The following is a 22770-nucleotide window of genomic DNA, read 5'->3' on the forward strand; positions in this document are numbered from 1 at the left end:
AGATCGCGGAAAAACAAACTGCCTCGCCTCAAAAAGCCTGCCTCGAAAGAAACCGCCATGCCTCCAGCGCTGATCGCGCTTGCCGTCGCCACCTTCGCGATCGGCACCAGCGAATTTGTCATCATGGGACTACTTCCCGACCTGTCGATAGACCTCGGCGTCAGCATCCCGGCGGCGGGGCTGCTGGTGAGCGCCTATGCCCTGACCGTCACCTTCGGCGGGCCGGTGGTCACGCTGTTCGCGGGGCGGCTGGAGCGCAAACGCGCCCTGTTATGGCTGATCGGCATTTTCATCACCGGCAATATCCTCTGCGCCATCGCGCCCAATTACACACTGCTGATGATCGCGCGCATCGTGACCGCCCTCTCCCATGCTTCCTTCTTCGGGATCGGCGTGGTGGTCGCGGCCGACCTGGTGCCTTACGAGAAACGGTCGAGCGCCATCGCCCTCATGTTCTCCGGCCTGACCCTGGCCAATGTCGGCGGGGTGCCGCTGGGCACTATGCTGGGGCACGAGATGGGCTGGCGGTCGACCTTCTGGGCGCTGCTGCCCATCGCCATCCTGGCGACCGCGCTGCTGGTGATTTTCGTGAAGCCCAAGCCCCAGGATAAACCCTCGACCAGCATGCTGCGCGAATTCGTGGTGCTGGGCCGCCCGCAGGTCCTGCTGACCCTGGGCATGAGCGCGACCATCTCCATCGCCCTCTTCTCGGTCCTGACGTACATCGCGCCGCTGCTGGAAAGCACGGCGGGCATGACGACCGCCGAGATTTCGGCGGTCCTGCTGCTGTTCGGCGCAGGTAACCTGACGGGTGTGCTGCTGGGCGGGAAGCTTGCCGACCGCAATCAGATGGCGGCGATCCTGGGCGTCTTCGGCGTTCTGCTGGCGCTGTATCTGGCGCTGACCGTGACGAGCTTCTGGGCCTGGACCGCCAGCGTCACCTTCTTCCTGCTGGGAGCCGCCACCTTCGCCCCCGGCCCGGCCTTGCAGACGCGGGTGCTGGATTACGCCAAGGACGCGCCCAACGTCTCGGCAACCTTGATCCACAGCGCCTTCAACCTTGGCAATGCCGCTGGTGCCTGGGTGGGTGGGATCGCGCTAACCGCCGGTGCGACCTACGCCCAGCTCCCCTGGATCGGCGTTGCCTTCGGAGCGCTGGCCCTGGCTCTCGCCTTCTATGCTAAAAAACTGGGTCAGCGATCGGCGGCGGCATCATGACAGACATCACCCGTCTGATCGTCGCAACGCCGGAAGCGACCCAGGATATTGCCGCCCTGGTCGCTCAGCTCTCGTCTGATGCGCCGGCCCCCAGCCAAGCGGATCTCGCCGCCATTCTGGCCTCCCCGACAAACGACATGCTGATCGCACAGTCGGAAGGCGTAATCATCGGCATGACCACGCTCGTCACCATCCGGACAGCCACCGGCAGCCGCTGCTTTATCGATGACGTAGTGGTCCTGGACAGCCATCGTGGGCAGGGCCTCGGCGAAGCTCTGATCCAGGCGGCGATCCGTTTGGCCCGAGATCATGGAGCCAAAAAGATCGATCTGACCTCGCGCCCATCCCGGGAGGCCGCCAACCGGCTTTACCGCCGCCTGGGTTTTGTCCTGCGCGATACCAACGCCTACCGCCTGGTGCTGACCACCTAGGCCGCCGCTGCGACGCCCAGGAACTGTTGAAGCTCCGGGGTCTTCGGATGGGCGAAGACCTCCTCCGGCGGGCCGATCTCATGCACCCGGCCCTGGTGCATGAAGACCACGCGGTCGCAGACCTCGCGGGCAAAGCGCATCTCGTGCGTTACCATGACCAGAGTCATTCCCTCGGATGCCAGGGACTTCACCACGGCCAGCACTTCGGCCACCAGTTCGGGGTCGAGGGCGGAGGTGATTTCGTCGCACAGCAGGGCCATCGGCTCCATCGCCAGGGCGCGCGCAATCGCCACCCGCTGCTGCTGACCGCCCGAAAGCTGATCGGGATAGGCGTCGAACTTATGGCCGAGGCCCACCCGCTCCAGCATCTTCTTGGCCAGTTCTTCGGTTGGCGCCTTCGCCGCCTTCTTCACCACCTGGGGCGACAGCATGACATTGCCGCCCGCCGACAGATGGGGGAACAGATTGAACTGCTGAAAGATCATCCCGACCTTCAGCCGCAAGGCCTTCAGGGCGCTCTCCTCGGTCGAGAGATGCACCCCGCCGACCAGGATCGAGCCTTCGTCGATGGACTCCAGCCCGTTGATGCAGCGGAGCAGGGTCGATTTCCCTGACCCGCTCTTGCCGATGATGGCGATGACCTCGCCCGGTTCGATATCGAGGGAGATGCCCTTCAGCACCTCGTTATCCCCGAAGCGCTTCTTGACGTCAGTGATGGCGATGAGCGGCATTGAGACGCCTTTCCAAAGACTGGCTGGCCTTGGAGAGCGGCCAGCAGAGGGCGAAATAGATGAGGGCGACGACGCCATAGACCGTGAAGGGCTCGAAGGTCGCGTTGGTGACCACCGTCCCGGCCTTGGACAGCTCCACAAAGCCGATGATCGAGGTGACGGCGGTGCCCTTCACCACCTGGACCGAGAAGCCCACCGTGGGCGGCACGGCGATGCGCAGGGACTGGGGCAGCACGACATAGCGCATCTGCTGCAGATAGCCCATGCCCAGGCTGGCCGAGGCTTCCCATTGGCCTTTGGCGATAGCCTCGACACAGCCGCGCCATATCTCAGCAAGAAAGGCCGCGGTCCAGAGCGTGAGCCCGATCCCGGCTGCCGCCCAGGGCGAGACATTGACCCCCAGCAGCGCCAGCCCAAAGAAACAGAGGAACAGTTGCATCAGCAGCGGTGTCCCCTGAAACAGCTCGATATAGCCGCGGGCTACCTGCCGTACGATGGGGGAACGGCCGGTACGCAGCATCAGGACCACCAGCCCCAGCAGCCCGCCACAGACGAAGGCCACCAAGGACAGCACCACCGTCCAGCGTGCCGCCAGCAGCAGATTGCGCACGATGTCCCAAAGGGTGAATTCCGTCATCGCGCGACCCTCCTGGCAAAGAGGTGTATGCCTATCCGCGACAGGATCAGCCGCAGCAGGAAAGCCAACGCGAGATAGAGCGCGGTCGTGACGAAATACATCTCGAACGCCCGGAAATTGCGCGACTGAATGAAGTTGGCGGCAAAGCTTAAGTCCTCGACCGCGATCTGCGAGACCACGGCCGACCCCAGCATGACGATCACGATCTGCGAGGAGAGCGCGGGCCAGATGCGCTGAAGCGACGGCAGGAGCACGACATAGCGGAAGGTCTGGAGCTGCGTCATCCCTAGGCTCACCCCCGCCTCGAACTGGCCTTTGGCGGTTGCCTGGATGCCCGCGCGGATGATCTCCGCGCTATAGGCCCCGAGGTTCAGCACCATGGCGAGGGAGGCCGCCTGCATCTCCGACAGGCGCAGCCCAAGCGCAGGCAGGCCAAAAAAGACGAAGAAGAGCTGCACCAGAAAGGGCGTGTTGCGGATCATCTCGATATAAGCAGTGGCGATCCAACGCCCCCACCTTGGCCCGAAACTGCGCGTCCAGGCGCAGAGGATCCCGAGTGCTACCCCTAGCAGACCGCCGATCAGGGTCAGTTCCACCGTGATCAGGATGCCCTTCAGCAACACGGCGGAATAACCGAGGACGGAGGAGAAATCGAAGCTGTAGCCCATGGATATCGCCCAGCCTTTAACGGATTGCCTGAATGAGAGGCGATGCCAATCCATCGCCTCTGTTGGCTCCTAAAGTTCCCGTCACCCCGGGACTTGATCCCGAGGTCTCCTCCGGGAGCATTTCCACACTGTCTCAGGAAGAATTGACCCGGCTCCCGGAGGAGATCCCGTGGTCAAGCCACGGGATGACGACGAACATAAGGTGTGCCTAAAGGTCGGCAGGCACCTTCGCGCCCAGCCATTTCTCGGCGATCACATTGAGGGAACCATCGGCTTTAGCCCCCGCGATGATCTCGTTGATCTTGGCCAGCAGCGCGGGTTCGTTCTTATTGAGGCCGACGTAGCAGGGCGAGTTCGCGATCAGGAACTTGATCTCCGGCTTCTTGGGCGGGTTGCGGGCCAGGATGGCGGCGGCAATGACGTTGCCGGTGGCGATCAGGTCCACCTGCCCCGACAGGAAGGCGGAGATGGTGCCGTTGTTATCCTCGTATCGTTTGATGGTCGCCGAGGAGGGCGCGATCTCGGTCAGCTTCAGATCCTCGACCGCGCCGCGCGTGACGCCGATGGTCTTGCCCGCCAGATCTTCGGCCTTGCTGACGGCCACACCCGCCGGACCGAACACACCGTTGAAGAAGGGGGCATAGGCTGCCGAGAAATCGATCACTTTCTCGCGGTCGGGGTTCTTGCCGAGGCTGGAGATGACGATGTCAGCCTTCTGGGTCTGCAGATAAGGAATGCGGTTGGCACTGGTGACCGGCACCAGTTCGACCTTCACGCCCAGCTTGCCGGCGATGAGCTTGGCCATATCGATGTCATAGCCCTGGGGCGCCATGTCGGCACCGACCGATCCGAAAGGCGGCGTATCCTGCGGAACCGCGACCTTGAGCACGCCCGCCTTGGTGATATCCGCCAGAGCATCGGCCTGGGCGCCCATGGGCAGGGACAGGGCTACGGCGGAAAGAGCGATTGTGGAAAGGAAGTGCCTGCGCTTCATGGTCGTTTCCTTCGAGAGGGAAAAACCGATGAAAAGCAGGGATCGTGCCAGACCCTATCCGAAGACCCGCAGGAAGGCTGCCTTGAGCGCGGCATCGGCTGTTGCCATGTCCGCAGGCCTGCCCAGATCGGCGAGCGAGGTCACCCCGTGTTCGCGGATACCGCAGGGGATGATGCCCGCGAAATGATCAAGGTTCGGCGCTACATTGAGCGCGATGCCGTGAAAACTGATCCAGCGCTTCAGGCGTACGCCGATAGCCGCGATCTTATCTTCGCGCGCCAGAACGCCCTCGCCCCGCTGGACCCAGATGCCGACGCGGCCTTCGCGCCGCTCGCCATTGACGCCAAGGGCATCCAAGGTTTCGATCAGCCATTCTTCCAGGTCATGGACATAGGCCCGCACGTCACGCCCCCGTTCGCGCAGATCCAGCATGGCGTACGCCACCCGCTGTCCCGGCCCGTGATAGGTATATTGCCCGCCCCGCCCCGTCTGGTAGACGGGGAAACGGCTGTCGAGCAGATCACCCTCCCGCGCCGAGGTGCCTGCGGTATAAAGCGGGGGATGTTCGACGAGCCAGACCAGCTCGCCCGCCTGCCCCTCATAGATCTCCTCGGCGCGTTTTTCCATGGCGGCAACCGCCGCCTCATACTTCAGCAACCCAGGCTCTACGCGCCATTCGACCATGTTTGGTGGCCCCTTCTCAAACCCTTGGGCTGGGAGATAGGACGGGGACCGTCCCAAGGCAAGCGAAATGCCCTGACGGGAACGAATAGCCCTTGCGCACCTGTCCTGCTTCTGATACTTACCCGGCCCACCACGGAGCGAGCATTTGTTCCGACGGTTCCCTACGCGGTCGTGGCGGAATTGGTAGACGCGCAGCGTTGAGGTCGCTGTTCCCGAAAGGGAGTGGAAGTTCGAGTCTTCTCGACCGCACCATAGGACTTAAAAGGCCCGCTCCCGTAGCGGGCCTTTTGTCATTACAGGATTCGGGCATAGCTGCCCTGCCCCCCGCCCCTCTACGCTTGCGCCTCTCCCCCGCATCGGCTAACCAAAACCAGCAGGTTCGCTGAAGCGGACCCTACAAGCTTACGCGGGAGGAGATGCGAATGGCCGAGGACATCCGGGAAGCGGCGCTGGAATATCACCGCTTACCGACGCCGGGCAAACTGGCGATGGTTGCCACCAAGCCGATGGCGACACAGCGCGACCTGGCCCTCGCCTACTCCCCCGGTGTGGCCTATGCCTGCACCGCGATTGCTGAGGACCCGTCCGAAGCCGTCCGCTATACCAGCCGCGGCAACCTCGTCGCCGTCATCACCAATGGCACCGCCGTCCTGGGTCTGGGCGATATCGGTCCGCTGGCTTCCAAGCCGGTGATGGAAGGCAAGGCCGTCCTCTTCAAGAAGTTCGCCGGTATCGACTGCTTCGATATCGAAATCGACGAGAAGGACCCGGCCAAGCTGGTCGAGGTGATCGCCGCCCTGGAGCCGACCTTCGGCGCGATCAATCTGGAAGACATCAAGGCGCCGGAATGCTTCGAGGTCGAAGGCAAACTGCGCGAGCGCATGAAGATCCCGGTCTTCCATGACGACCAGCATGGCACCGCCATCATCGTCAATGCCGCGATCCTCAATGGCCTGCGCGTGGTCGGCAAGGACATCACCAAGGTGAAGCTGGTGGTGTCCGGCGCCGGTGCCGCTGCGCTGGCCTGCCTCGACCTGCTGGTCGATATGGGCATGCCGCTGGAGAACATCTGGGTCACCGATGTCGTCGGTGTCGTCTATCAGGGCCGCAACGAGCTGATGGACAAGCGCAAGGAGCGCTATGCCCGACCGACCGACAAGCGCACCCTGGGTGAAGTGATCGACGATGCCGACATCTTCCTCGGCCTGTCCGCCCCCGGCGTGCTGAAGGCCGAGATGGTCAAGAAGATGGCCCCCAAGCCGCTGATCCTGGCGCTGGCCAATCCGACGCCGGAGATCATGCCCGAAGAAGTGCAGGCGGTGCGTGACGATGCCGTCATCGCTACCGGCCGCTCGGACTATCCCAATCAGGTCAACAACGTCCTCTGCTTCCCCTTCATCTTCCGCGGCGCCCTGGACGTGGGCGCGACCACGATCAACGAAGCGATGAAGATCGCCTGCGTGCGCGCCATCGCCGACCTTGCCATGGCCGAAACCTCGGAAGTCGTCGCCAAGGCCTATGGCGATCAGGAACTGACCTTCGGGCCGGAATTCCTGATCCCAAAACCCTTCGATCCACGCCTGATCGTGGAGATCGCCCCGGCGGTCGCCAAGGCGGCGATGGATAGCGGTGTCGCCACCCGCCCGATCCTGGATTTCGATGCCTATCGCGAACAGCTGTCGCTCTTCGTCTATCGCTCCGGTCAGGTCATGCGTCCGCTGTTCGAGCGCGCGCGCAACGACAAGAAGCGCGTCGTCTATGCCGAGGGCGAGGAAGAACGCGTCCTGCGGGCCATCCAGGTGGTGGTCGACGAGAAGCTGGTGCATCCGATCCTGATCGGCCGCCCGAGCGTCATCGAACAGCGTATCGCCAAGCTGGGCCTGCGCCTCAAGATCGGCACCAGTTTCGAGGTCTGTAACCCCGAAAGCGACCCGCGCTACAACGAATATAGCCAGCTCTATCACAGCCTGATGGAGCGCAAGGGCGTCAGCCCGGACAATGCCCGCACCATCGTGCGTACCCGCACCTCCGTCATCGCCGCGCTGATGGTCCGGCGCGGCGAGGCTGATGCCATGATCTGCGGCACCGTCGGGCGCTATCACCGGCACCTGCAGTATATCCGCGACATCATCGGCATGGCACCGGGCGCCACGGGCTGCTACGCGCTGAACACCCTGCTGCTGTCGCGCGGCACCTACTTCCTGTGCGACACCCACGTCCAGCGCGACCCGACCCCAGATCAGATCGCCGAGATGACCCTGATGGCGGCCGAAGAAATCCGCCGCTTCGGTATCGAGCCTAAGGTGGCCCTGCTGTCGCATTCGAACTTCGGTGGTTCGGACGCACCCTCGGCCCAGAAGATGCGGGATGCGCTCACCAAGATCATCGACAAGGCCCCCAACCTTGAGGTCGACGGTGAAATGCATGGCGATGCCGCCCTGTCGGAAGAAATCCGCAAGCGTGTGTTCCCGAACTCGCGCCTGACCGGTGCCGCCAACCTCCTGATCCTGCCCGCCATCGATGCCTCGAACATCGCCTTCAATCTGCTGAAGGTGCTGGGCGAAGGGCTATCGGTCGGTCCGATCCTGATGGGTGTGTCGAAGCCCGCCCATATCCTCACCCCCTCGGTCACCGTGCGCGGCATCATCAATATGACCGCCGTGGCCGCCGTGGACGCCCAGACGCAGGCGAAGATGGTCGGCTGACCTCCCGAGCATCGGAACGCCAAAAGGCGCCCAGCGAAAGCCGGGCGCCTCTTTTTCAAGCCGGTAACCGCGCAAAAGAAAGAGGCGCCGTCTTACGACGGCGCCTCTTATTCCCGGTCGGTCGGGGCAGCCGTGTTAGGCGGCCGCCGCTTCCTCTGTCTCTTCGCCCGAAATCGGACTGCTATCCAGGCCCTTGGCTTCCGGATCACGATCGACGAGTTCGATGACGGCCATCGGAGCGGCATCGCCATAGCGGAAGCCGGCCTTCAGGATGCGAGCATAGCCGCCCTGACGGTTCTCGTAGCGCTTTGCCAGCACTTCGAAAAGCTTCTTGGTGATGGTTTCGTCGCGCAGTTCGGCGAATGCCTGACGACGCGCATGCAGATCGCCGCGCTTGCCGAGCGAAATGAGCTTCTCGACGATCGGACGAAGGTCTTTCGCCTTCGGCAGGGTCGTGGTGATCTGCTCGTGCTTAATCAGCGCCTGGGCAAGGTTCTTGAACATTGCCTTGCGGTGGCTGCTGGTGCGGTTCAGCTTACGACCGCTCATACCGTGACGCATTTATCTAACTCCTTAACCGGACCTACCGGGCGATAGCTCGTGGGTATCCGCCCGCCCCCGACAGAGCCGGAGGCGGGAATAACGATCAATAGGGTTCTTCGAGACGCTTGGCCAACTCTTCGATGTTCTCAGGCGGCCAACCGGTGATTTCCATGCCGAGGTGCAGACCCATCTGAGCCAGCACTTCCTTGATCTCGTTCAGCGACTTGCGGCCGAAGTTCGGCGTGCGAAGCATCTCTGCTTCGGTCTTCTGAACCAGATCGCCGATGTAGACGATGTTGTCGTTCTTCAGGCAGTTCGCCGAACGGACCGACAGCTCGAGTTCATCGACCTTACGCAGCAGGTTCTTGTTGAACGGCAGATCGCTGTCGCCAGCTTCAGCGGCCACAGGCTGCGGCTCGTCGAAGTTGATGAAGAGCGAGAGCTGGTCCTGCATGATGCGGGCGGCCAGCGCAACGGCGTCTTCAGGCGTAACGGCGCCATTGGTTTCGATACGCATCGAGAGCTTGTCGTAATCGGTCTGCTGACCGACACGGGTGTTCTCGACTTTATAGGAAACCTTACGGACCGGCGAGAAGAGCGCGTCGACCGGGATCAGACCGATCGGGGCATCTTCCGGGCGGTTCATGGCAGCAGGCACATAGCCCTTGCCGATGTTTACCGTCATCTCCATCACGATCTTGGCGTCGCGGTCGAGGGTGCAGAGCACGAGATCGGGGTTCATCACCTCGATGTCAGCGCCCGTCTCGATCATGCCGGCGGTCACGGTGCAGGGACCGGTCGCCTTGACACGGATCTTCTTCGGACCTTCGCCATGCATACGCAGCGCGAGCGACTTGACGTTCAGAACGATGTCGGTGACGTCTTCGCGGACACCAGCAACCGACGAGAATTCGTGCAGCACGCCTTCGATCTGGACGGCCGTAACGGCGGCGCCCTGAAGCGACGAGAGCAGGATCCGGCGAATGGCGTTGCCGAGCGTCAGACCAAAGCCGCGTTCGAGCGGCTCGGCGACAACGGTGGCAACCCGCGCAGGATCATCACCCTGATCGACGGTAAGCTTGTTCGGCTTAATCAGTGCCTGCCAGTTCTTTTGAATCACGGGACGATAACCCCAGTTATGAAAAGCGGAGAGGATCAATCGAGCCTGAACGGCAGAAGCCCCGCCGCGTAGCCGGGAAACTCCGGCCTGCGGCGGGACCGTCGAAACGAGGCGTCGGCAGTCGTCAGACGCGACGACGCTTCGGCGGGCGGCAGCCGTTGTGCGGGATCGGGGTAACGTCGCGGATGGACGTGACCGAGAAACCGACCGACTGCAGAGCGCGCAGAGCGGACTCGCGGCCGGCACCCGGACCCTTCACCTCGACCTCCAGGGTGCGCATGCCGTGTTCCATCGCCTTGCGGCCAGCATCTTCGGCAGCCATCTGGGCAGCGTACGGGGTCGACTTGCGCGAACCCTTGAAGCCCTTGGTACCCGAAGAGGACCAGGCGATCACGTTGCCTTGCGCATCGGTGATCGTAATCATCGTGTTGTTGAAGGACGCATTCACATGCGCAACACCGGCCGTAATGTTCTTACGTTCGCGGCGACGAATGCGGGTGGCTGGGGCCTTGGCCATCGGCTAAACCTTCTTACTTCTTCTTGCCGGCAATCGGCTTAGCCTTACCCTTGCGGGTACGGGCATTGGTATGGGTGCGCTGACCGCGGACCGGAAGGCCCTTACGGTGACGCAGCCCGCGATAGCAGCCGAGATCCATCAGCCGCTTAATGTTCATGGCGACTTCGCGACGAAGATCACCCTCGACCGTATAGTCACGGTCAATGAGTTCACGAATCCGCAAAATCTCTTCGTCGGTCAGTTGGTGAACCCGACGCTCGGCCGCAAAGCCCAGCTTCTCGCAGATTTCTTTCGCCTTGGTCGGACCGATACCAAAAATGTAGGTCAGGCCGATCTCAATACGCTTCTGCGTCGGGATGTTCACGCCAGCAATGCGCGCCACGCCACGTTCTCCTCAAGTTTCACTAGGACTAAAGCGCCTAGCGCCGCCATCCGTTTAAGGCGCGGCATTATAGGTCTGTAGTCCGAAGAGTCAATTCACCTTAGCACCGGATTCACGAAGAATCTCTTCGATGGCTCCGGTAACGTCTTTTATATCCGCCATACCATTGACGGAGCGCAGAACACCCTTGTTACGGAAGTAGGGTAGAATCGGCGCAGTCTGGTCGTGATAGACCTTCAGTCGGGTCGAAACAGCTTCGACCGTGTCGTCAGCGCGGCGCACGAATTCCATGCGGCCACACTTGTCGCAGACACCTTCGACCTTAGGCTTCTTAAACGCGTCGTGATAACCCGCGCCGCAGTTCTTGCACGAGAAGCGACCGGTAATGCGCCCGGTCAGGGCAGCATCATCGACCTTCATCTCGATAACGGCATCGAGTTGCAGTCCTTTTTCCTGCAGCATCTCGTCCAGGGCTTCTGCCTGGCGGACGGTGCGCGGGAAACCATCGAGAATGAACCCGTTCTTGCAGTCGGGCTGCGAGATCCGGTCGGCGATCAGGGCCACCATCACGGCATCGGGAACCAGCTGGCCCGCTTCCATGATGGTCTTCGCCTGCTGACCCAGCTTCGAGCCAGACGCCACTGCTGCACGCAGCATGTCGCCGGTCGAAAGCTGAACCAGGCCGTGCGTATCCTGAAGGTACTGGGCCTGAGTGCCTTTACCGGCGCCCGGCGGTCCCAAAAGGATAATGTTCATCCACGCCTCCCCCGCAGTTTTGATTTCTTGATCAGACCTTCGTATTGGTGCGCCAGCAGATGGCTATGGACCTGGGCGACGGTATCCATCGTCACAGAGACCACAATCAGCAGGCTGGTGCCGCCAAAGTAGAAGGGTACTGAGTACTGCGAAATCAAAAGTTCCGGGAGTGCGCAAATCGCCGCGATATAGAGAGCACCGAGAACGGTCAGACGCGTCAGGATATGATCGAGATGATCAGCGGTGTTCTTACCCGGACGGATGCCCGGCACAAAGCCACCGTATTTCTTCAGATTATCTGCGGTCTCAACCGGATTGAAAACGATCGCGGTATAGAAGAAGCAGAAGAAGATGATCAGCGCGATATAGAGCCCCAGGTACAGCGGTGCACCATGGGCAAGATGCGTCGTGATCCAGTTCAGCCACGCCGGCTGCGTCGCAGCACTCTGCCCGGAGAAGCCAGCAATGGTCGCGGGCAACAGCAGCAGGGACGAGGCGAAGATCGGCGGGATCACGCCAGCGGTGTTCAGCTTCAGCGGCAGATGCGAGCTCTCGCCACCGAACATCTTATTGCCGACCTGGCGCTTGGGGTACTGCACCAGCACCCGGCGCTGAGCGCGCTCCATGAACACGATGAACGCGATCACGGCCACAACAACGATCAGCAGCAGCAGGATGAAGGCAGCGGACAGAGCACCCGTACGACCGAGTTCAAGCGTACCGGCCAGAGCCTGCGGCAAATTGGCGACGATACCCGCGAAAATGATCAGCGAGATACCGTTGCCGATACCGCGAGCGGTGATCTGCTCACCCAGCCACATGACGAACATGGTGCCGCCGACCAGAGTGATGACCGCCGTCGCCCGGAAGAACCAGAGGTCCGCCGCAGCGCCAGAAGCGACCGCGAGAACCGCCGGGCCATTCGAGCCCTGGAAGCTTTCAAGCCCGACCGAGATGCCATAGGCCTGGACAGTCGCCAGGAGCACCGTCAGGTAACGGGTATATTGATTAAGAATCTTGCGCCCGCTCTCGCCTTCCTTCTTCACCGCTTCCAGCTTCGGGCTAACCGCCGTCATGAGCTGAATGATGATCGAGGCCGAGATGTAGGGCATGATGTTAAGGGCGAACACGGTCATACGACCGAGAGCTCCACCCGCCAGCATGTCGAACATGCCGAGAATGCCACCAGCGTTCTGGCGGAAAATCTCGTTCAGGACCGAGGGGTCAATGCCCGGCAAGGGGATATAGGTCCCCAGCCGGTACACGACCAGCGCAGCCAGCGTGAACCAGATACGATTCTTCAGCTCCGCTGCTTTCGCGAGCGCGCCGAAGTTTAGGTTGGCAGCCAATTGCTCGGCAGCAGAAGCCATCTTTTCCGGAACCGTCAGACTGTTGGAAACAAAAGAGGGAGAGCTGCCGCGTTAAGCGGCAGCTTCCACGGCCGGGAGAGCAACCTTGCCACCCGCCTTTTCGACCGCAGCAACCGCAGCTGCCGAAGCAGAGTCGATCGACACAGAGATCTTAGCCGAAAGCGCGCCCTTGTTCAGGAGGCGGATCGGAGCATCGCCGACGCGAACCAGACCAGCGGCCTGGAGCTTCGCACCGTCGATATCCGAGGCCTGGAGCTTGCCTTCGTCGATCGCCTTCTGGATACGACCCAGATTGACGACCTGATATTCCTTGCGGAAAATATTCTTGAAACCGCGCTTCGGCAGACGGCGATGCAGAGGCATCTGACCGCCTTCGAAGCCACCGATGGCAACACCGGTACGCGACTTCTGGCCCTTCACACCGCTGCCCGAGGTCTTGCCCTTACCAGAGCCGATACCACGACCAACACGCTTGCGATGCTTATGAGCACCGGGATTGTCCCGGATCTCGTTGAGCTTCATGGTGTATCCCCTTTAAGAAGCGACGTAAGCCCAACGGGCCTACGCCTGCTCCTCGACTTTCACCAGGTGGTGCACGGCACGGATCATGCCACGCACGGCCGGAGTATCCTCCAGCACACGGCTCCGGTGCATTTTGTTCAGGCCCAGGCCCTTCAGCGTATCACGCTGATAAGCCTCGCGGCCGATCGGGCTGCCGATCTGAGTGACCGTAACGGTCTTCTTTTCGGCGGTCTTCTCGGTCTTCTTTGCGGCCATGATCCTACTCCTTCACAGCAGCCGCGGCGGCTTCACCGTCGCGACGACCAAGGATGTCAGCGACCTTCTTGCCACGGCGGGCAGCAACAGCACGCGGGCTGTTGGCGGCCACGAGGGCGTCGAAAGTTGCCTTGATCATGTTGTGCGGGTTCGAGGTGCCAAGCGACTTGGCAACCACGTCCTGCACGCCCAGGGCTTCGAACACCGCGCGCATCGGACCACCGGCGATGATGCCGGTACCGGCGCTCGCTGCACGAACCACGACGCGACCGGCACCGAAGTGACCATGGCTGTCGTGATGCAGCGTGCGGTTTTCACGCAAGGGGACGCGCACCATGTTGCGCTTTGCCTGTTCGGTGGCCTTACGGATCGCTTCGGGCACTTCACGGGCCTTGCCCGATCCATGGCCGACGCGGCCCTTGCCGTCACCGACGATCACGAGAGCGGCGAAGCCGAAACGGCGACCACCCTTCACGACCTTGGCAACGCGATTGATGCCTACGAGCTTTTCAATCAGCTCCGGCTCGTCGCGTTCGCGCGGCTGGCGGTCGCGCTGTTGACGTTCTTCACGGGCCATTTTTCGCCCTCCTTCCTTAGAACGCCAACCCGCCTTCGCGGGCGGCGTCGGCCAGGGCTTTCACCCGGCCGTGGAACAGATAACCACCACGATCGAAGACGACCGTCGAAACGCCCTTTGCAATGGCGCGTTCGGCGACCAGCTTGCCGACGACCTTGGCTGCCTCGATATCGGCACCGGTCTTCAGCTTGCCCTTCAGATCCTTCTCGATCGAGGAGGCGGCGGCGATAGTGATACCCTGAACATCGTCGATGATCTGAGCATAGATATGCTGGCTCGAGCGGAAAATGGACAGACGCAGACGTCCATTGGACGTCGCGCGCAGTCGAGAGCGGACACGCCGCTGACGACGCTCGAATAGTTCCTTCGGCTTCATCATGGCTGTGATCCTTACTTCTTCTTGCCTTCTTTACGGACGATGAATTCGTCTTCGTACTTAATGCCCTTGCCCTTGTAGGGCTCCGGACCACGGTACGAACGAATCTCGGCCGCAACCTGACCAACCTTCTGGCGGTCAGCACCCGAAACGACGAGCAGAGTCGGCTTCTCGGCGACGATATTCACGTCGGCCGGAATGTCGTAGATGACGTCGTGGGAGTAGCCGAGCTTCAAGGTCAGCTTCTTGCCCTGGACGTCGGCACGATAACCGACACCGTTGATCTCGAGACGGCGCGAGAAACCCTCGGACACGCCCTTGACCATGTTGTTCAGCAGGGCGCGAGTGGTACCCCACATCGCACGAGCGAACTTGGCATCCGACTTCGGCGAGACGGAGATGAGGTTGCCCTCGATCTTGGTTTCGACTTCGTTCGAGATGGCAAGCGTCAGCTCACCCAACTTGCCCTTCGCGACCAGCTGGCCACCGTTCAGCGTCACGCTGACACCGGCAGGAACCGTCACGGGGTATTTACCTACACGAGACATCGCGTGCGCTCCTTAGAACACACGGGCGAGGACTTCGCCGCCAACATTGGCGGTACGAGCCTCGGCATCCGACATCACGCCACGGGGGGTCGACAGGATCGCGATACCCAGACCGTTGTAGACCTTCGGAAGGTCTTTGATCTTGGTGTAGACGCGACGACCCGGCTTGGAGACACGACCGATCTCCTTAATCGCCGGCTGGCCCTCGTGGTACTTCAATTCGACACGCAGTTCGTTGACGCCGGCGCGCACCTCGTGCTGGCTGTAGCCACGAATGAAACCTTCGCGTTGCAGCACATCAAGCACGTTGGCCCGCAGCTTGGAGGCCGGGGAATTAACCACCGACATCCGGGCATGCTGGGCATTACGGATGCGCGTCAGCATATCCCCAAGGGGATCGCTCATCGCCATATCCAGTTACTCCTATCTTACCAGCTAGCCTTGACCACGCCAGGAATCTGGCCGGCCGACGCCATTTCACGCAGTGCAATACGGCACAGCTTGAACTTCCGATAGACCGCACGCGGACGGCCGGTGAGTTCACACCGATTCCGGATACGGATCTTCGAACCGTCACGCGGAAGCTCCGCCATCTTCAAAGCAGCGGCAAACCGCTCTTCGATCGGGGCAGAACGATCCATCTGGATCGCCTTCAGCTTAGCGCGCTTGGCAGCGAACTTCTTCGACAACGTCTCGCGACGTTCGTTCTTCTTAACAGCGCTCGTCTTCGCCATCTGCTCTCTCCGTTACGACGCGAAGGGCATCTGGAAGCCGCGGAGCAGCTCCCGAGCTTCATCGTCGGTATTCGCCGAGGTGACGATGACGATATCCATACCGCGAACGGCATCGACACGATCATAATCGATTTCGGGGAACACGATCTGCTCCTTCAGACCAAGGGCATAGTTGCCACGGCCATCAAAGCTCTTCGCCGAAACGCCACGGAAGTCGCGAACGCGCGGAAGCGCGATCGTGATCAGACGATCGAGGAATTCGTACATCTTGTCGCGACGCAGGGTCACCTTAATACCAAGACCCATGTTCTCGCGGATCTTGAAGCCGGCAATCGACTTCTTCGCGTAGGTCTTGATCGGGCGCTGACCAGTGATCAGAGCGATATCGCCAAGAGCGGCATCAAGCTTCTTGCTGTCGGTGGCGGCTTCGCCAACGCCAACGTTGATGACGATCTTTTCGATCTTCGGAACCTGCATCGGGTTCTTGTAACCGAACTTTTCAACGAGAGCGGCCTTAACCGACTTCTCGTAGATATCTTGCATACGAGTGGTCATATCAGGCCTCAAACGTCGATGACCTCGCCCGACTTCTTCGCAAAGCGAACTTTGCGACCGTCAGCGAGGATCTTGTAACCGATACGGGTCGGCTGCTTCGTCTTCGGATCGATGTGCGAAACGTTCGAAATCTGAATCGCAGCTTCTTTCTCGACGATACCGCCAGCAGCAGTCGCCGTCGCGCGGGTGTGCCGCTTGACGAGATTGACGCCGCGGACGCGGACCCGGTTTTCCTTGGGCAGGACTTCGAAAACTTCGCCAGTCTTCCCGCGGTCGCGACCGGTGGTGACAATCACCTGGTCGCCCTTTTTAATCTTGAGCTTCAGGGACATCACAGCACTTCCGGCGCGAGCGAGATGATCTTCATGAAGTTCTTCGACCGCAGCTCACGCGTCACCGGCCCGAAGATACGAGTGCCAATCGGCTCGTTCGACTTGTTGATCAGAACTGCCGCATTGGTGTCGAAGCGGATGGTGCTACCGTCGAGGCGGCGAATTTCCTTCGCCGTACGAACGATAACCGCCCGATGAACGTCGCCCTTTTTGACGCGTCCACGCGGAATCGCTTCTTTCACCGACACCACGATGATGTCGCCGACAGCGGCAAAACGCCGCTTCGAGCCGCCCAGCACCTTGATGCACATGACACGGCGCGCGCCGGAATTGTCGGCAACGTCCAGGTTAGTCTGCATCTGGATCATGGGTTACGCTCCTTTTGCAACCGCAACCGACTCGTCGGTCACGACTTCCCAGGTCTTGGACTTCGAGATCGGACGACATTCGCGAATCTTCACGAAGTCGCCGGCCTTGAAGTGGTTCGTCTCATCATGCGCTGCGTACTTCTTCGAGCGCGTGATGAATTTCTTATAGACAGGGTGCATAACGCGACGGGTGACAAGAACCGTAATGGTCTTGTCAGCCTTGTCGCTTACCACCGTGCCTTGCAGAACTCGCTTCGGCATTTAGGTATCTCCAATAGGCGAGCGGCCCTTTTAACGGATCGCAGCCTTTTCCGCCAGTACAGTTTTTATACGGGCTATATCCCGCCGGACCTGCTTGACACGCGAGGTGTTTTCTGCCTGTCCGCTCGCTGCCTGGAAACGGAGGTTGAACTGTTCTTTCTTCAGGTTGACCAGCTCATCCTTGAGCTGGTCTTCCGACTTCGTACGGACGTCAGACGCTTTCATGGCTTAAGCCTCCTCGCCGATACGCTGCACGAACTTCGTGCCAACCGGCAGCTTGGCGGCGGCCAGCTCGAAGGCCCGCTCAGCGGTCTCCTTCGGCACGCCGTCCATCTCGAACATGATGCGACCCGGCTTAATGCGGGCCACCCAGAATTCCGGCGAACCCTTACCGGAGCCCATGCGGACTTCGGCAGGCTTCGTGGAAACCGGAACATCCGGGAACACGCGGATCCAAACACGACCCACGCGGCGAATGTGACGGGTCATCGCACGGCGGGCCGCTTCGATCTGACGAGCGGTGATGCGACCGGGTTCCAGCGCCTTCAGGCCAAACGACCCGAAGGAGAGCTGGGTGCCACCCTTAGCATTGCCATGGATGCGGCCCTTATGGGCCTTACGATACTTAGTGCGCTTCGGCTGCAGCATTGTTCAGTCCTCAATCGTTCAGCCGGCCGCTCAGCGAGCGGGCTGCTGTTCGAGGGCGCGCTTATCCTGCGCCATCGGGTCGTGCGTCAGCACTTCGCCCTTGAAGACCCAAACCTTGACACCGCAGGTGCCGTAGGTGGTCTTCGCGGTACCAACGCCGTAATCGACGTCAGCACGCAGGGTGTGCAACGGCACGCGACCTTCGCGATACCATTCCATGCGAGCGATTTCCGCGCCGCCCAGACGACCGGAGCAATTGATCCGGATGCCAAGGGCGCCGAGGCGCATCGCCGACTGGACGGAACGCTTCATCGCGCGGCGGAAGGCAACACGACGTTCGAGCTGCTGAGCAATGCTTTCGGCCACCAGCTTGGCGTCGAGTTCCGGCTTACGGATTTCGACGATGTTGAGGTTGACCTCACCACCGGTGATCTTCTGCAGTTCCGACTTCAGCTTCTCGATGTCGGCACCCTTCTTACCGATCACGACGCCCGGACGGGCGGCGTGAATGGTAATGCGGGCCTTCTTCGCCGGGCGCTCGATGACGACGCGGCTAATGCCTGCCGAGGACAGACGATCCATAAGGAACTTACGGAGCTTCAGATCCTGGTGCAGCAGGACGGCATAATCGCGGTTGGCGTACCAGCGCGAATCCCACGTCCGGTTGATACCCAGACGCAGACCGATCGGATTTACTTTCTGACCCATCAGACGGTCTCCTCGCGCTCACGAACCACGATACGCAGATGCGCATACGGCTTCTCGATGCGCGACGCACGACCGCGGGCGCGGGCGTGGAAGCGCTTCAGTTCGAAGCTCTGACCGACGCTCGCCTCTTTGATATAGAGACGATCGACGTCCAGCTGGTGATTGTTCTCAGCATTGGCAATTGCCGACTGCAGAGCCTTCTTCACGTCCTGCGCGATGCGCTTCGTGCTGAAGGTCAGCTCGGCAAGGGCGATATTCGCCTTCTTGCCACGAATGAGCTGAGCGACCAGGTTCAGCTTCTGCGACGAAACACGCAGGTTGCGGACCACAGCCATCGCTTCGGTGTCGGCGAGTTGCCGTGGCAAGGCTTTCTTGCTCATGACTACTTCCTCTTCGCCTTCTTGTCGGCTGCGTGGCCGTAGAACGTGCGGGTCGGCGAGAACTCACCGAACTTGTGCCCAATCATGTTCTCGTTAACCAGCACCGGGATGAACTTCTGGCCATTGTAAACGCCGAAGGTCAGACCAACGAATTGCGGCAGGATCGTCGAACGACGCGACCAGATCTTGATCACCTCGTTACGACCCGAAGCACGCGACTTGTCGGCTTTCTTCAGGAGGTAACCGTCGACAAACGGGCCCTTCCAAACAGAACGCGCCACGGTAGGGCTCCTTTACTTCGCACGACGGCGGACAATGAGCTTGTCCGTCGACTTGTTGCTACGGGTCTTCTTGCCCTTGGTGGGCTTGCCCCACGGGGTAACCGGATGACGGCCACCAGAGGTGCGGCCTTCACCACCACCGTGCGGATGATCGACCGGGTTCATGGCAACGCCACGAACAACCGGGCGAACGCCCAACCAGCGCTTACGACCAGCCTTACCGTAGTTGACGTTCTGCTGATCCGGGTTCGACACCGCACCGACAGAGGCCATGCATTCGCCGCGAACCATACGCAGTTCACCCGAGGCCAGACGCAACTGGGCATAACCCTGGTCGCGGCCAACGAGCTGAGCGTACGAACCGGCGGCGCGAGCCAGCTGACCACCCTTGCCGGCCTTCATCTCCACATTGTGGACGATGGTGCCGACCGGGACGTTCTTCAGCGGCATTGCATTGCCGGGCTTCACGTCGGTCTTGTCACCCGAGACGACGGTATCGCCAACCTTCAGACGCTGCGGCGCCAGAATGTAGGCAAGCTCGCCGTCCTGATACTTGATCAGGGCGATGAACGCGGTGCGATTGGGATCGTACTCGAGGCGTTCAACGGTCGCCGGAACGTCGAACTTGCGACGCTTGAAGTCGACCAGACGATAGCGACGCTTATGACCGCCACCGATATTGTACGCCGTGATACGGCCCGTGTTGTTACGGCCACCGGACTTCGTCAGACCTTCGGTCAGAGTCTTTTCCGGCTTGCCCTTCCACAACTCCGAACGGTCCACCAGCACCAGCTGGCGGAGCGACGGCGTAATGGGCTTAAAAGTCTTGAGCGCCATGGCCTCAGACCCCCGTCGTCAGATCGATCGTCTGGCCTTCGGCCAGGGTCACCATCGCCTTTTTGAAGTCCGAACGCTGGCCGGGACGGCCGCGGAACAGCTTCTTCTTGCCCTTGGTGGTCGTGGTGTTGACCCCAAGAACCTTCACACCGAAGACCATCTCGACCGCAGCTTTGATCTGCGGCTTGGTGGCTTCAACGCGAACCTTGAACGTGACCTGGTTGAACTCGGTCACGCGGGTCGCTTTTTCGGTGATAACCGGCGACAGAATGATGTCGTAAGCCGCTTCGCGGCTAAGCTTCACGGCGCTCATTTCAGGCGAGCCTCCAGCGACTCGACAGCGGCCTTCGAGAGGACCAGCGTGTCACGACGCAGAATGTCGTACACGTTGGCGCCCTGCTGGGGCAGCACGTCGATGTTCTTGATGTTCCGAGCAGCACGCGAGAAGTCGACAGCCAGTTCGGCACCATCGATGAAGAGAACCGAGGTCCAACCGTTCTTGGAGAACGACAGGGCCAGATCCTTCGTCTTGGCAACGCCAGCGAAATTGTCGACGACGATCAGCTTGCCGTCAGCAGCCTTGGCCGAGAGAGCGGTCTTCAGACCGAGCTTGCGGACCTTCTTGGGCAGGTCGAAACCATGATCGCGAACGACCGGCCCGAAGATCACGGCGCCGCCACGGAACTGCGGCGAACGCAGCGAGCCCTGGCGGGCATTACCGGTGCCCTTCTGGTTGTACGGCTTCTTGGTGGTGCCCTGAATGTCGGCGATGCCCTTGGTCTTATGAGTACCCGAGCGGCGCTTGGCGAGCTGCCAATTGACGACACGCGTCAGAATGTCTGCACGCTTTTCCAGACCGAAAACTTCATCGGCCAGATCGATCGTGCCGACTTCTTCGGCCTTCAGATTGTGGAGCTTGAATTTCATCGTTAGTTCCCCGCCTCGGCAGCAGCGGCCTTGAGAGCGGCCGGCATCGGCACGCTATCGGGCAGCTTGCGCTTCACCGCGTCACGGACGATGACAAAGCCACCAGCCGAGCCCGGAACGGCGCCCTTGACCATGATGAGGCCACGCTCGGCATCAGTCGCAACCACCTGCAGATTCTGCGTGGTGACGCGGACATCGCCCATGTGACCGGCCATCTTCTTGCCCTTGAAGGTCTTACCCGGATCCTGACGGTTACCGGTCGAACCATGCGAGCGATGCGAGACCGAGACACCGTGCGATGCGCGAAGACCACCGAAGTTGTGGCGCTTCATGCCGCCGGCAAAGCCCTTACCAACCGAGGTACCAGTCACGTCGACGAACTGACCCGAGACGAAATGCTCGACCGACAGTTCGGCACCAACGTCCAGCAGGGCGTCGGCGGTGACACGGAATTCGGCCAGCTTGCGCTTCGGCTCGACGCCAGCGCGCGAGTAGGTCTCGCGCTGGGCTTTATTGACGTTCTTCACCTTGACCGAGCCAACGCCGAGCTGGACGGCATTGTAGCCATCCTTGTCTTCGGTACGAACGGCGACGACCTGGCAGGCGTCAACTTTGAGGACCGTGACGGGGACGTGTTCGCCCTCGGCACTGAAGATCCGGGTCATGCCCATCTTCTGGGCGATCAGACCAGACCGCTTCATCTATCGATCCCCCGATTACAACTTGATCTCGACGTCGACACCCGACGCCAGATCCAGTTTCATGAGAGCATCGACGGTCTGCGGAGTCGGGTCGACAATGTCGAGCATGCGCTTGTGAGTGCGCACTTCGAATTGTTCACGGCTCTTCTTGTCGATATGCGGCGAACGGTTGACCGTAAAGCGCTCGATCTGGGTCGGGAGCGGGATCGGACCACGGACGCGGGCGCCAGTGCGCTTCGCCGTGTTCACAATCTCGCTGGTCGACTGATCGAGAACACGATGGTCGAACGCCTTCAGCCGAATGCGGATGTTGGTGCTGTCCATTTTGTCTCTCTCCGGCTGGGTGCCGATGGATCACCGTGATCCACCGGCCCTATCAGCCAAGGTTCTACAAGTTCTGGCGTCGTTCCTTGCCCAGAGCGTCAGGCAAGGATCTTGGCGACAACGCCGGCGCCGACGGTGCGTCCGCCTTCGCGAATAGCGAAACGGAGACCTTCGTCCATCGCGATGGGGGCGATCAGTTCGACGTCCATCGAGATATTGTCCCCAGGCATAACCATTTCCGTGCCTTCAGGCAAGGTCACAGAACCGGTCACGTCGGTGGTGCGGAAGTAGAACTGCGGACGATAGTTGGAGAAGAACGGGGTGTGACGACCGCCTTCTTCCTTCGTCAGAATGTAGGCTTCCGCCTTGAACTTCGTGTGCGGCTGGATCGAACCCGGAGCAGCCAGAACCTGGCCACGTTCCACGTCTTCACGCTTGGTGCCGCGCAGCAGGGCGCCGATGTTGTCGCCCGCTTCACCGCTGTCCAGCAGCTTGCGGAACATTTCAACGCCGGTCACGGTGGTCTTGACCGTCGCCTTCAGGCCGACGATTTCGATTTCTTCACCGACCTTCACGATGCCGCGTTCGACACGGCCGGTCACGACGGTGCCACGACCCGAGATCGAGAACACGTCTTCGATCGGCATCAGGAACGGACGATCCTTCGGACGTTCCGGCTG

General features: G+C 61.0%; 36 protein-coding genes and 1 tRNA gene. 4 read left to right on the forward strand and 33 right to left on the reverse strand.

The window, feature by feature from the left end; translation table 11 throughout:
* Positions 1 to 57 precede the first annotated feature (57 nt).
* Together ACFSM5_RS08825 and ACFSM5_RS08830 are read left to right on the forward strand one after the other, a co-directional pair.
* Positions 58 to 1218: an MFS transporter gene (locus ACFSM5_RS08825; protein ID WP_379875958.1), complete on the forward strand. Its 1161-nt coding sequence runs from the start codon at positions 58 to 60 to the stop codon at positions 1216 to 1218.
* The gene (locus tag ACFSM5_RS08830) at positions 1215 to 1649 is read left to right on the forward strand and encodes a GNAT family N-acetyltransferase (RefSeq protein ID WP_379875959.1); all 435 of its coding nucleotides are present in this window, start codon (positions 1215 to 1217) and stop codon (positions 1647 to 1649) included. The genes ACFSM5_RS08825 and ACFSM5_RS08830 overlap by 4 nt, the downstream gene beginning before the upstream one ends.
* Here the strand turns inward: ACFSM5_RS08830 and ACFSM5_RS08835 are convergent.
* The 5 genes from ACFSM5_RS08835 to lipB form a co-directional block, all read right to left on the reverse strand.
* On the reverse strand, positions 1646 to 2380 hold the full coding sequence (locus ACFSM5_RS08835; RefSeq protein WP_379875960.1) for an amino acid ABC transporter ATP-binding protein: 735 nt from the start codon (positions 2378 to 2380) through the stop codon (positions 1646 to 1648). The genes ACFSM5_RS08830 and ACFSM5_RS08835 overlap by 4 nt on opposite strands.
* The gene (locus ACFSM5_RS08840; RefSeq protein WP_379875961.1) at positions 2358 to 3017 is read right to left on the reverse strand and encodes an amino acid ABC transporter permease; all 660 of its coding nucleotides are present in this window, start codon (positions 3015 to 3017) and stop codon (positions 2358 to 2360) included. Before ACFSM5_RS08840 ends, ACFSM5_RS08835 begins: the two co-directional genes overlap by 23 nt.
* On the reverse strand, positions 3014 to 3685 hold the full coding sequence (locus ACFSM5_RS08845; RefSeq protein WP_379875962.1) for an amino acid ABC transporter permease: 672 nt from the start codon (positions 3683 to 3685) through the stop codon (positions 3014 to 3016). Before ACFSM5_RS08845 ends, ACFSM5_RS08840 begins: the two co-directional genes overlap by 4 nt.
* Positions 3686 to 3893: 208 nt before the next feature.
* Positions 3894 to 4679 (reverse strand): transporter substrate-binding domain-containing protein, encoded by a 786-nt coding sequence (locus ACFSM5_RS08850; RefSeq protein WP_379875963.1) that lies wholly within the window; start codon positions 4677 to 4679, stop codon positions 3894 to 3896.
* A 54-nt stretch (positions 4680 to 4733) separates the two neighbouring features.
* Positions 4734 to 5363 carry a lipoyl(octanoyl) transferase LipB gene (gene lipB, locus ACFSM5_RS08855; RefSeq protein WP_379875964.1) on the reverse strand — a complete coding sequence of 210 codons (630 nt, stop codon included), beginning with the start codon at positions 5361 to 5363 and terminating at the stop codon, positions 4734 to 4736.
* A 165-nt stretch (positions 5364 to 5528) separates the two neighbouring features.
* Between lipB and ACFSM5_RS08860 the strand changes: the two genes are divergently transcribed.
* A tRNA-Leu gene (locus ACFSM5_RS08860) sits at positions 5529 to 5615 on the forward strand.
* Between the two features lie 170 nt (positions 5616 to 5785).
* Complete coding sequence (locus ACFSM5_RS08865; protein ID WP_379875966.1) at positions 5786 to 8068, forward strand: NADP-dependent malic enzyme; 2283 nt, start codon at positions 5786 to 5788, stop codon at positions 8066 to 8068.
* A gap of 135 nt (positions 8069 to 8203) precedes the next feature.
* On the opposite strand, the gene rplQ is transcribed toward ACFSM5_RS08865, so the two are convergent.
* From rplQ to ACFSM5_RS09005, 28 genes are all read right to left on the reverse strand, one after another.
* Positions 8204 to 8629, reverse strand: a complete 426-nt coding sequence (gene rplQ / locus ACFSM5_RS08870; RefSeq protein WP_379875968.1) for a 50S ribosomal protein L17 — start codon at positions 8627 to 8629, stop codon at positions 8204 to 8206.
* 85 nt (positions 8630 to 8714) lie between these two features.
* Entirely contained in the window at positions 8715 to 9731 is a 1017-nt protein-coding gene (locus ACFSM5_RS08875; RefSeq protein ID WP_379875969.1) for a DNA-directed RNA polymerase subunit alpha, read from the reverse strand.
* A gap of 124 nt (positions 9732 to 9855) precedes the next feature.
* The gene (gene rpsK, locus ACFSM5_RS08880) at positions 9856 to 10248 is read right to left on the reverse strand and encodes a 30S ribosomal protein S11 (RefSeq protein ID WP_379875970.1); all 393 of its coding nucleotides are present in this window, start codon (positions 10246 to 10248) and stop codon (positions 9856 to 9858) included.
* Positions 10249 to 10261: 13 nt separating this feature from the next.
* Positions 10262 to 10630: a 30S ribosomal protein S13 gene (gene rpsM, locus ACFSM5_RS08885; protein ID WP_379875971.1), complete on the reverse strand. Its 369-nt coding sequence runs from the start codon at positions 10628 to 10630 to the stop codon at positions 10262 to 10264.
* 90 nt (positions 10631 to 10720) lie between these two features.
* Positions 10721 to 11386: an adenylate kinase gene (locus tag ACFSM5_RS08890; protein WP_379875972.1), complete on the reverse strand. Its 666-nt coding sequence runs from the start codon at positions 11384 to 11386 to the stop codon at positions 10721 to 10723.
* The gene (secY, locus tag ACFSM5_RS08895) at positions 11383 to 12756 is read right to left on the reverse strand and encodes a preprotein translocase subunit SecY (protein WP_379875973.1); all 1374 of its coding nucleotides are present in this window, start codon (positions 12754 to 12756) and stop codon (positions 11383 to 11385) included. The genes ACFSM5_RS08890 and secY overlap by 4 nt, the downstream gene beginning before the upstream one ends.
* A gap of 51 nt (positions 12757 to 12807) precedes the next feature.
* Positions 12808 to 13278 (reverse strand): 50S ribosomal protein L15, encoded by a 471-nt coding sequence (gene rplO / locus ACFSM5_RS08900; protein ID WP_379875974.1) that lies wholly within the window; start codon positions 13276 to 13278, stop codon positions 12808 to 12810.
* A gap of 39 nt (positions 13279 to 13317) precedes the next feature.
* Entirely contained in the window at positions 13318 to 13533 is a 216-nt protein-coding gene (rpmD, locus tag ACFSM5_RS08905; RefSeq protein WP_379875975.1) for a 50S ribosomal protein L30, read from the reverse strand.
* 4 nt (positions 13534 to 13537) lie between these two features.
* The gene (gene rpsE / locus ACFSM5_RS08910) at positions 13538 to 14110 is read right to left on the reverse strand and encodes a 30S ribosomal protein S5 (protein WP_379875976.1); all 573 of its coding nucleotides are present in this window, start codon (positions 14108 to 14110) and stop codon (positions 13538 to 13540) included.
* A gap of 16 nt (positions 14111 to 14126) precedes the next feature.
* Complete coding sequence (gene rplR / locus ACFSM5_RS08915) at positions 14127 to 14489, reverse strand: 50S ribosomal protein L18 (protein WP_379875977.1); 363 nt, start codon at positions 14487 to 14489, stop codon at positions 14127 to 14129.
* 11 nt (positions 14490 to 14500) lie between these two features.
* Positions 14501 to 15034, reverse strand: a complete 534-nt coding sequence (gene rplF, locus ACFSM5_RS08920) for a 50S ribosomal protein L6 (protein WP_379875978.1) — start codon at positions 15032 to 15034, stop codon at positions 14501 to 14503.
* A gap of 12 nt (positions 15035 to 15046) precedes the next feature.
* Complete coding sequence (rpsH, locus tag ACFSM5_RS08925) at positions 15047 to 15445, reverse strand: 30S ribosomal protein S8 (RefSeq protein WP_379875979.1); 399 nt, start codon at positions 15443 to 15445, stop codon at positions 15047 to 15049.
* A gap of 17 nt (positions 15446 to 15462) precedes the next feature.
* Positions 15463 to 15768 (reverse strand): 30S ribosomal protein S14, encoded by a 306-nt coding sequence (gene rpsN, locus ACFSM5_RS08930; protein WP_379875980.1) that lies wholly within the window; start codon positions 15766 to 15768, stop codon positions 15463 to 15465.
* 12 nt (positions 15769 to 15780) lie between these two features.
* A complete protein-coding gene (rplE, locus tag ACFSM5_RS08935; RefSeq protein ID WP_379875982.1) occupies positions 15781 to 16323 on the reverse strand; it encodes a 50S ribosomal protein L5 in 543 nt (180 codons plus the stop codon).
* Between the two features lie 8 nt (positions 16324 to 16331).
* On the reverse strand, positions 16332 to 16655 hold the full coding sequence (gene rplX, locus ACFSM5_RS08940) for a 50S ribosomal protein L24 (RefSeq protein WP_379875983.1): 324 nt from the start codon (positions 16653 to 16655) through the stop codon (positions 16332 to 16334).
* Positions 16655 to 17023, reverse strand: coding sequence for a 50S ribosomal protein L14 (rplN, locus tag ACFSM5_RS08945; protein WP_379875985.1), 369 nt, complete (start codon positions 17021 to 17023; stop codon positions 16655 to 16657). Before rplN ends, rplX begins: the two co-directional genes overlap by 1 nt.
* Positions 17024 to 17026: 3 nt before the next feature.
* The gene (gene rpsQ / locus ACFSM5_RS08950) at positions 17027 to 17284 is read right to left on the reverse strand and encodes a 30S ribosomal protein S17 (protein ID WP_379875986.1); all 258 of its coding nucleotides are present in this window, start codon (positions 17282 to 17284) and stop codon (positions 17027 to 17029) included.
* Positions 17285 to 17314: 30 nt separating this feature from the next.
* A complete protein-coding gene (gene rpmC, locus ACFSM5_RS08955) occupies positions 17315 to 17509 on the reverse strand; it encodes a 50S ribosomal protein L29 (protein WP_379875987.1) in 195 nt (64 codons plus the stop codon).
* Between the two features lie 3 nt (positions 17510 to 17512).
* Entirely contained in the window at positions 17513 to 17932 is a 420-nt protein-coding gene (gene rplP / locus ACFSM5_RS08960) for a 50S ribosomal protein L16 (RefSeq protein WP_379875988.1), read from the reverse strand.
* A gap of 30 nt (positions 17933 to 17962) precedes the next feature.
* The gene (rpsC, locus tag ACFSM5_RS08965; protein ID WP_379875989.1) at positions 17963 to 18640 is read right to left on the reverse strand and encodes a 30S ribosomal protein S3; all 678 of its coding nucleotides are present in this window, start codon (positions 18638 to 18640) and stop codon (positions 17963 to 17965) included.
* Complete coding sequence (gene rplV, locus ACFSM5_RS08970; RefSeq protein ID WP_379875990.1) at positions 18640 to 19020, reverse strand: 50S ribosomal protein L22; 381 nt, start codon at positions 19018 to 19020, stop codon at positions 18640 to 18642. Before rplV ends, rpsC begins: the two co-directional genes overlap by 1 nt.
* 2 nt (positions 19021 to 19022) lie before the next feature.
* Positions 19023 to 19301 (reverse strand): 30S ribosomal protein S19, encoded by a 279-nt coding sequence (gene rpsS / locus ACFSM5_RS08975; protein WP_379875991.1) that lies wholly within the window; start codon positions 19299 to 19301, stop codon positions 19023 to 19025.
* Between the two features lie 12 nt (positions 19302 to 19313).
* Positions 19314 to 20138, reverse strand: coding sequence for a 50S ribosomal protein L2 (gene rplB, locus ACFSM5_RS08980; RefSeq protein ID WP_379875992.1), 825 nt, complete (start codon positions 20136 to 20138; stop codon positions 19314 to 19316).
* Positions 20139 to 20142: 4 nt separating this feature from the next.
* Entirely contained in the window at positions 20143 to 20451 is a 309-nt protein-coding gene (locus tag ACFSM5_RS08985; protein WP_379875993.1) for a 50S ribosomal protein L23, read from the reverse strand.
* Entirely contained in the window at positions 20448 to 21065 is a 618-nt protein-coding gene (rplD, locus tag ACFSM5_RS08990; RefSeq protein WP_379875994.1) for a 50S ribosomal protein L4, read from the reverse strand. The genes ACFSM5_RS08985 and rplD overlap by 4 nt, the downstream gene beginning before the upstream one ends.
* 2 nt (positions 21066 to 21067) lie before the next feature.
* Positions 21068 to 21766 (reverse strand): 50S ribosomal protein L3, encoded by a 699-nt coding sequence (gene rplC / locus ACFSM5_RS08995; protein WP_379875995.1) that lies wholly within the window; start codon positions 21764 to 21766, stop codon positions 21068 to 21070.
* 15 nt (positions 21767 to 21781) lie between these two features.
* Positions 21782 to 22090: a 30S ribosomal protein S10 gene (rpsJ, locus tag ACFSM5_RS09000; RefSeq protein ID WP_379875996.1), complete on the reverse strand. Its 309-nt coding sequence runs from the start codon at positions 22088 to 22090 to the stop codon at positions 21782 to 21784.
* 98 nt (positions 22091 to 22188) lie between these two features.
* Positions 22189 to 22770, reverse strand: a 582-nt coding sequence (locus tag ACFSM5_RS09005; protein ID WP_379874487.1) for an EF-Tu C-terminal domain-related protein, incomplete at its 5' end; no start/stop codon positions are given.

Origin of the sequence: Lacibacterium aquatile, from assembly GCF_042683105.1 — a bacterium.
In the GTDB taxonomy this organism is placed as follows: Bacteria; Pseudomonadota; Alphaproteobacteria; order Elsterales; family Elsteraceae; genus Lacibacterium; species Lacibacterium aquatile.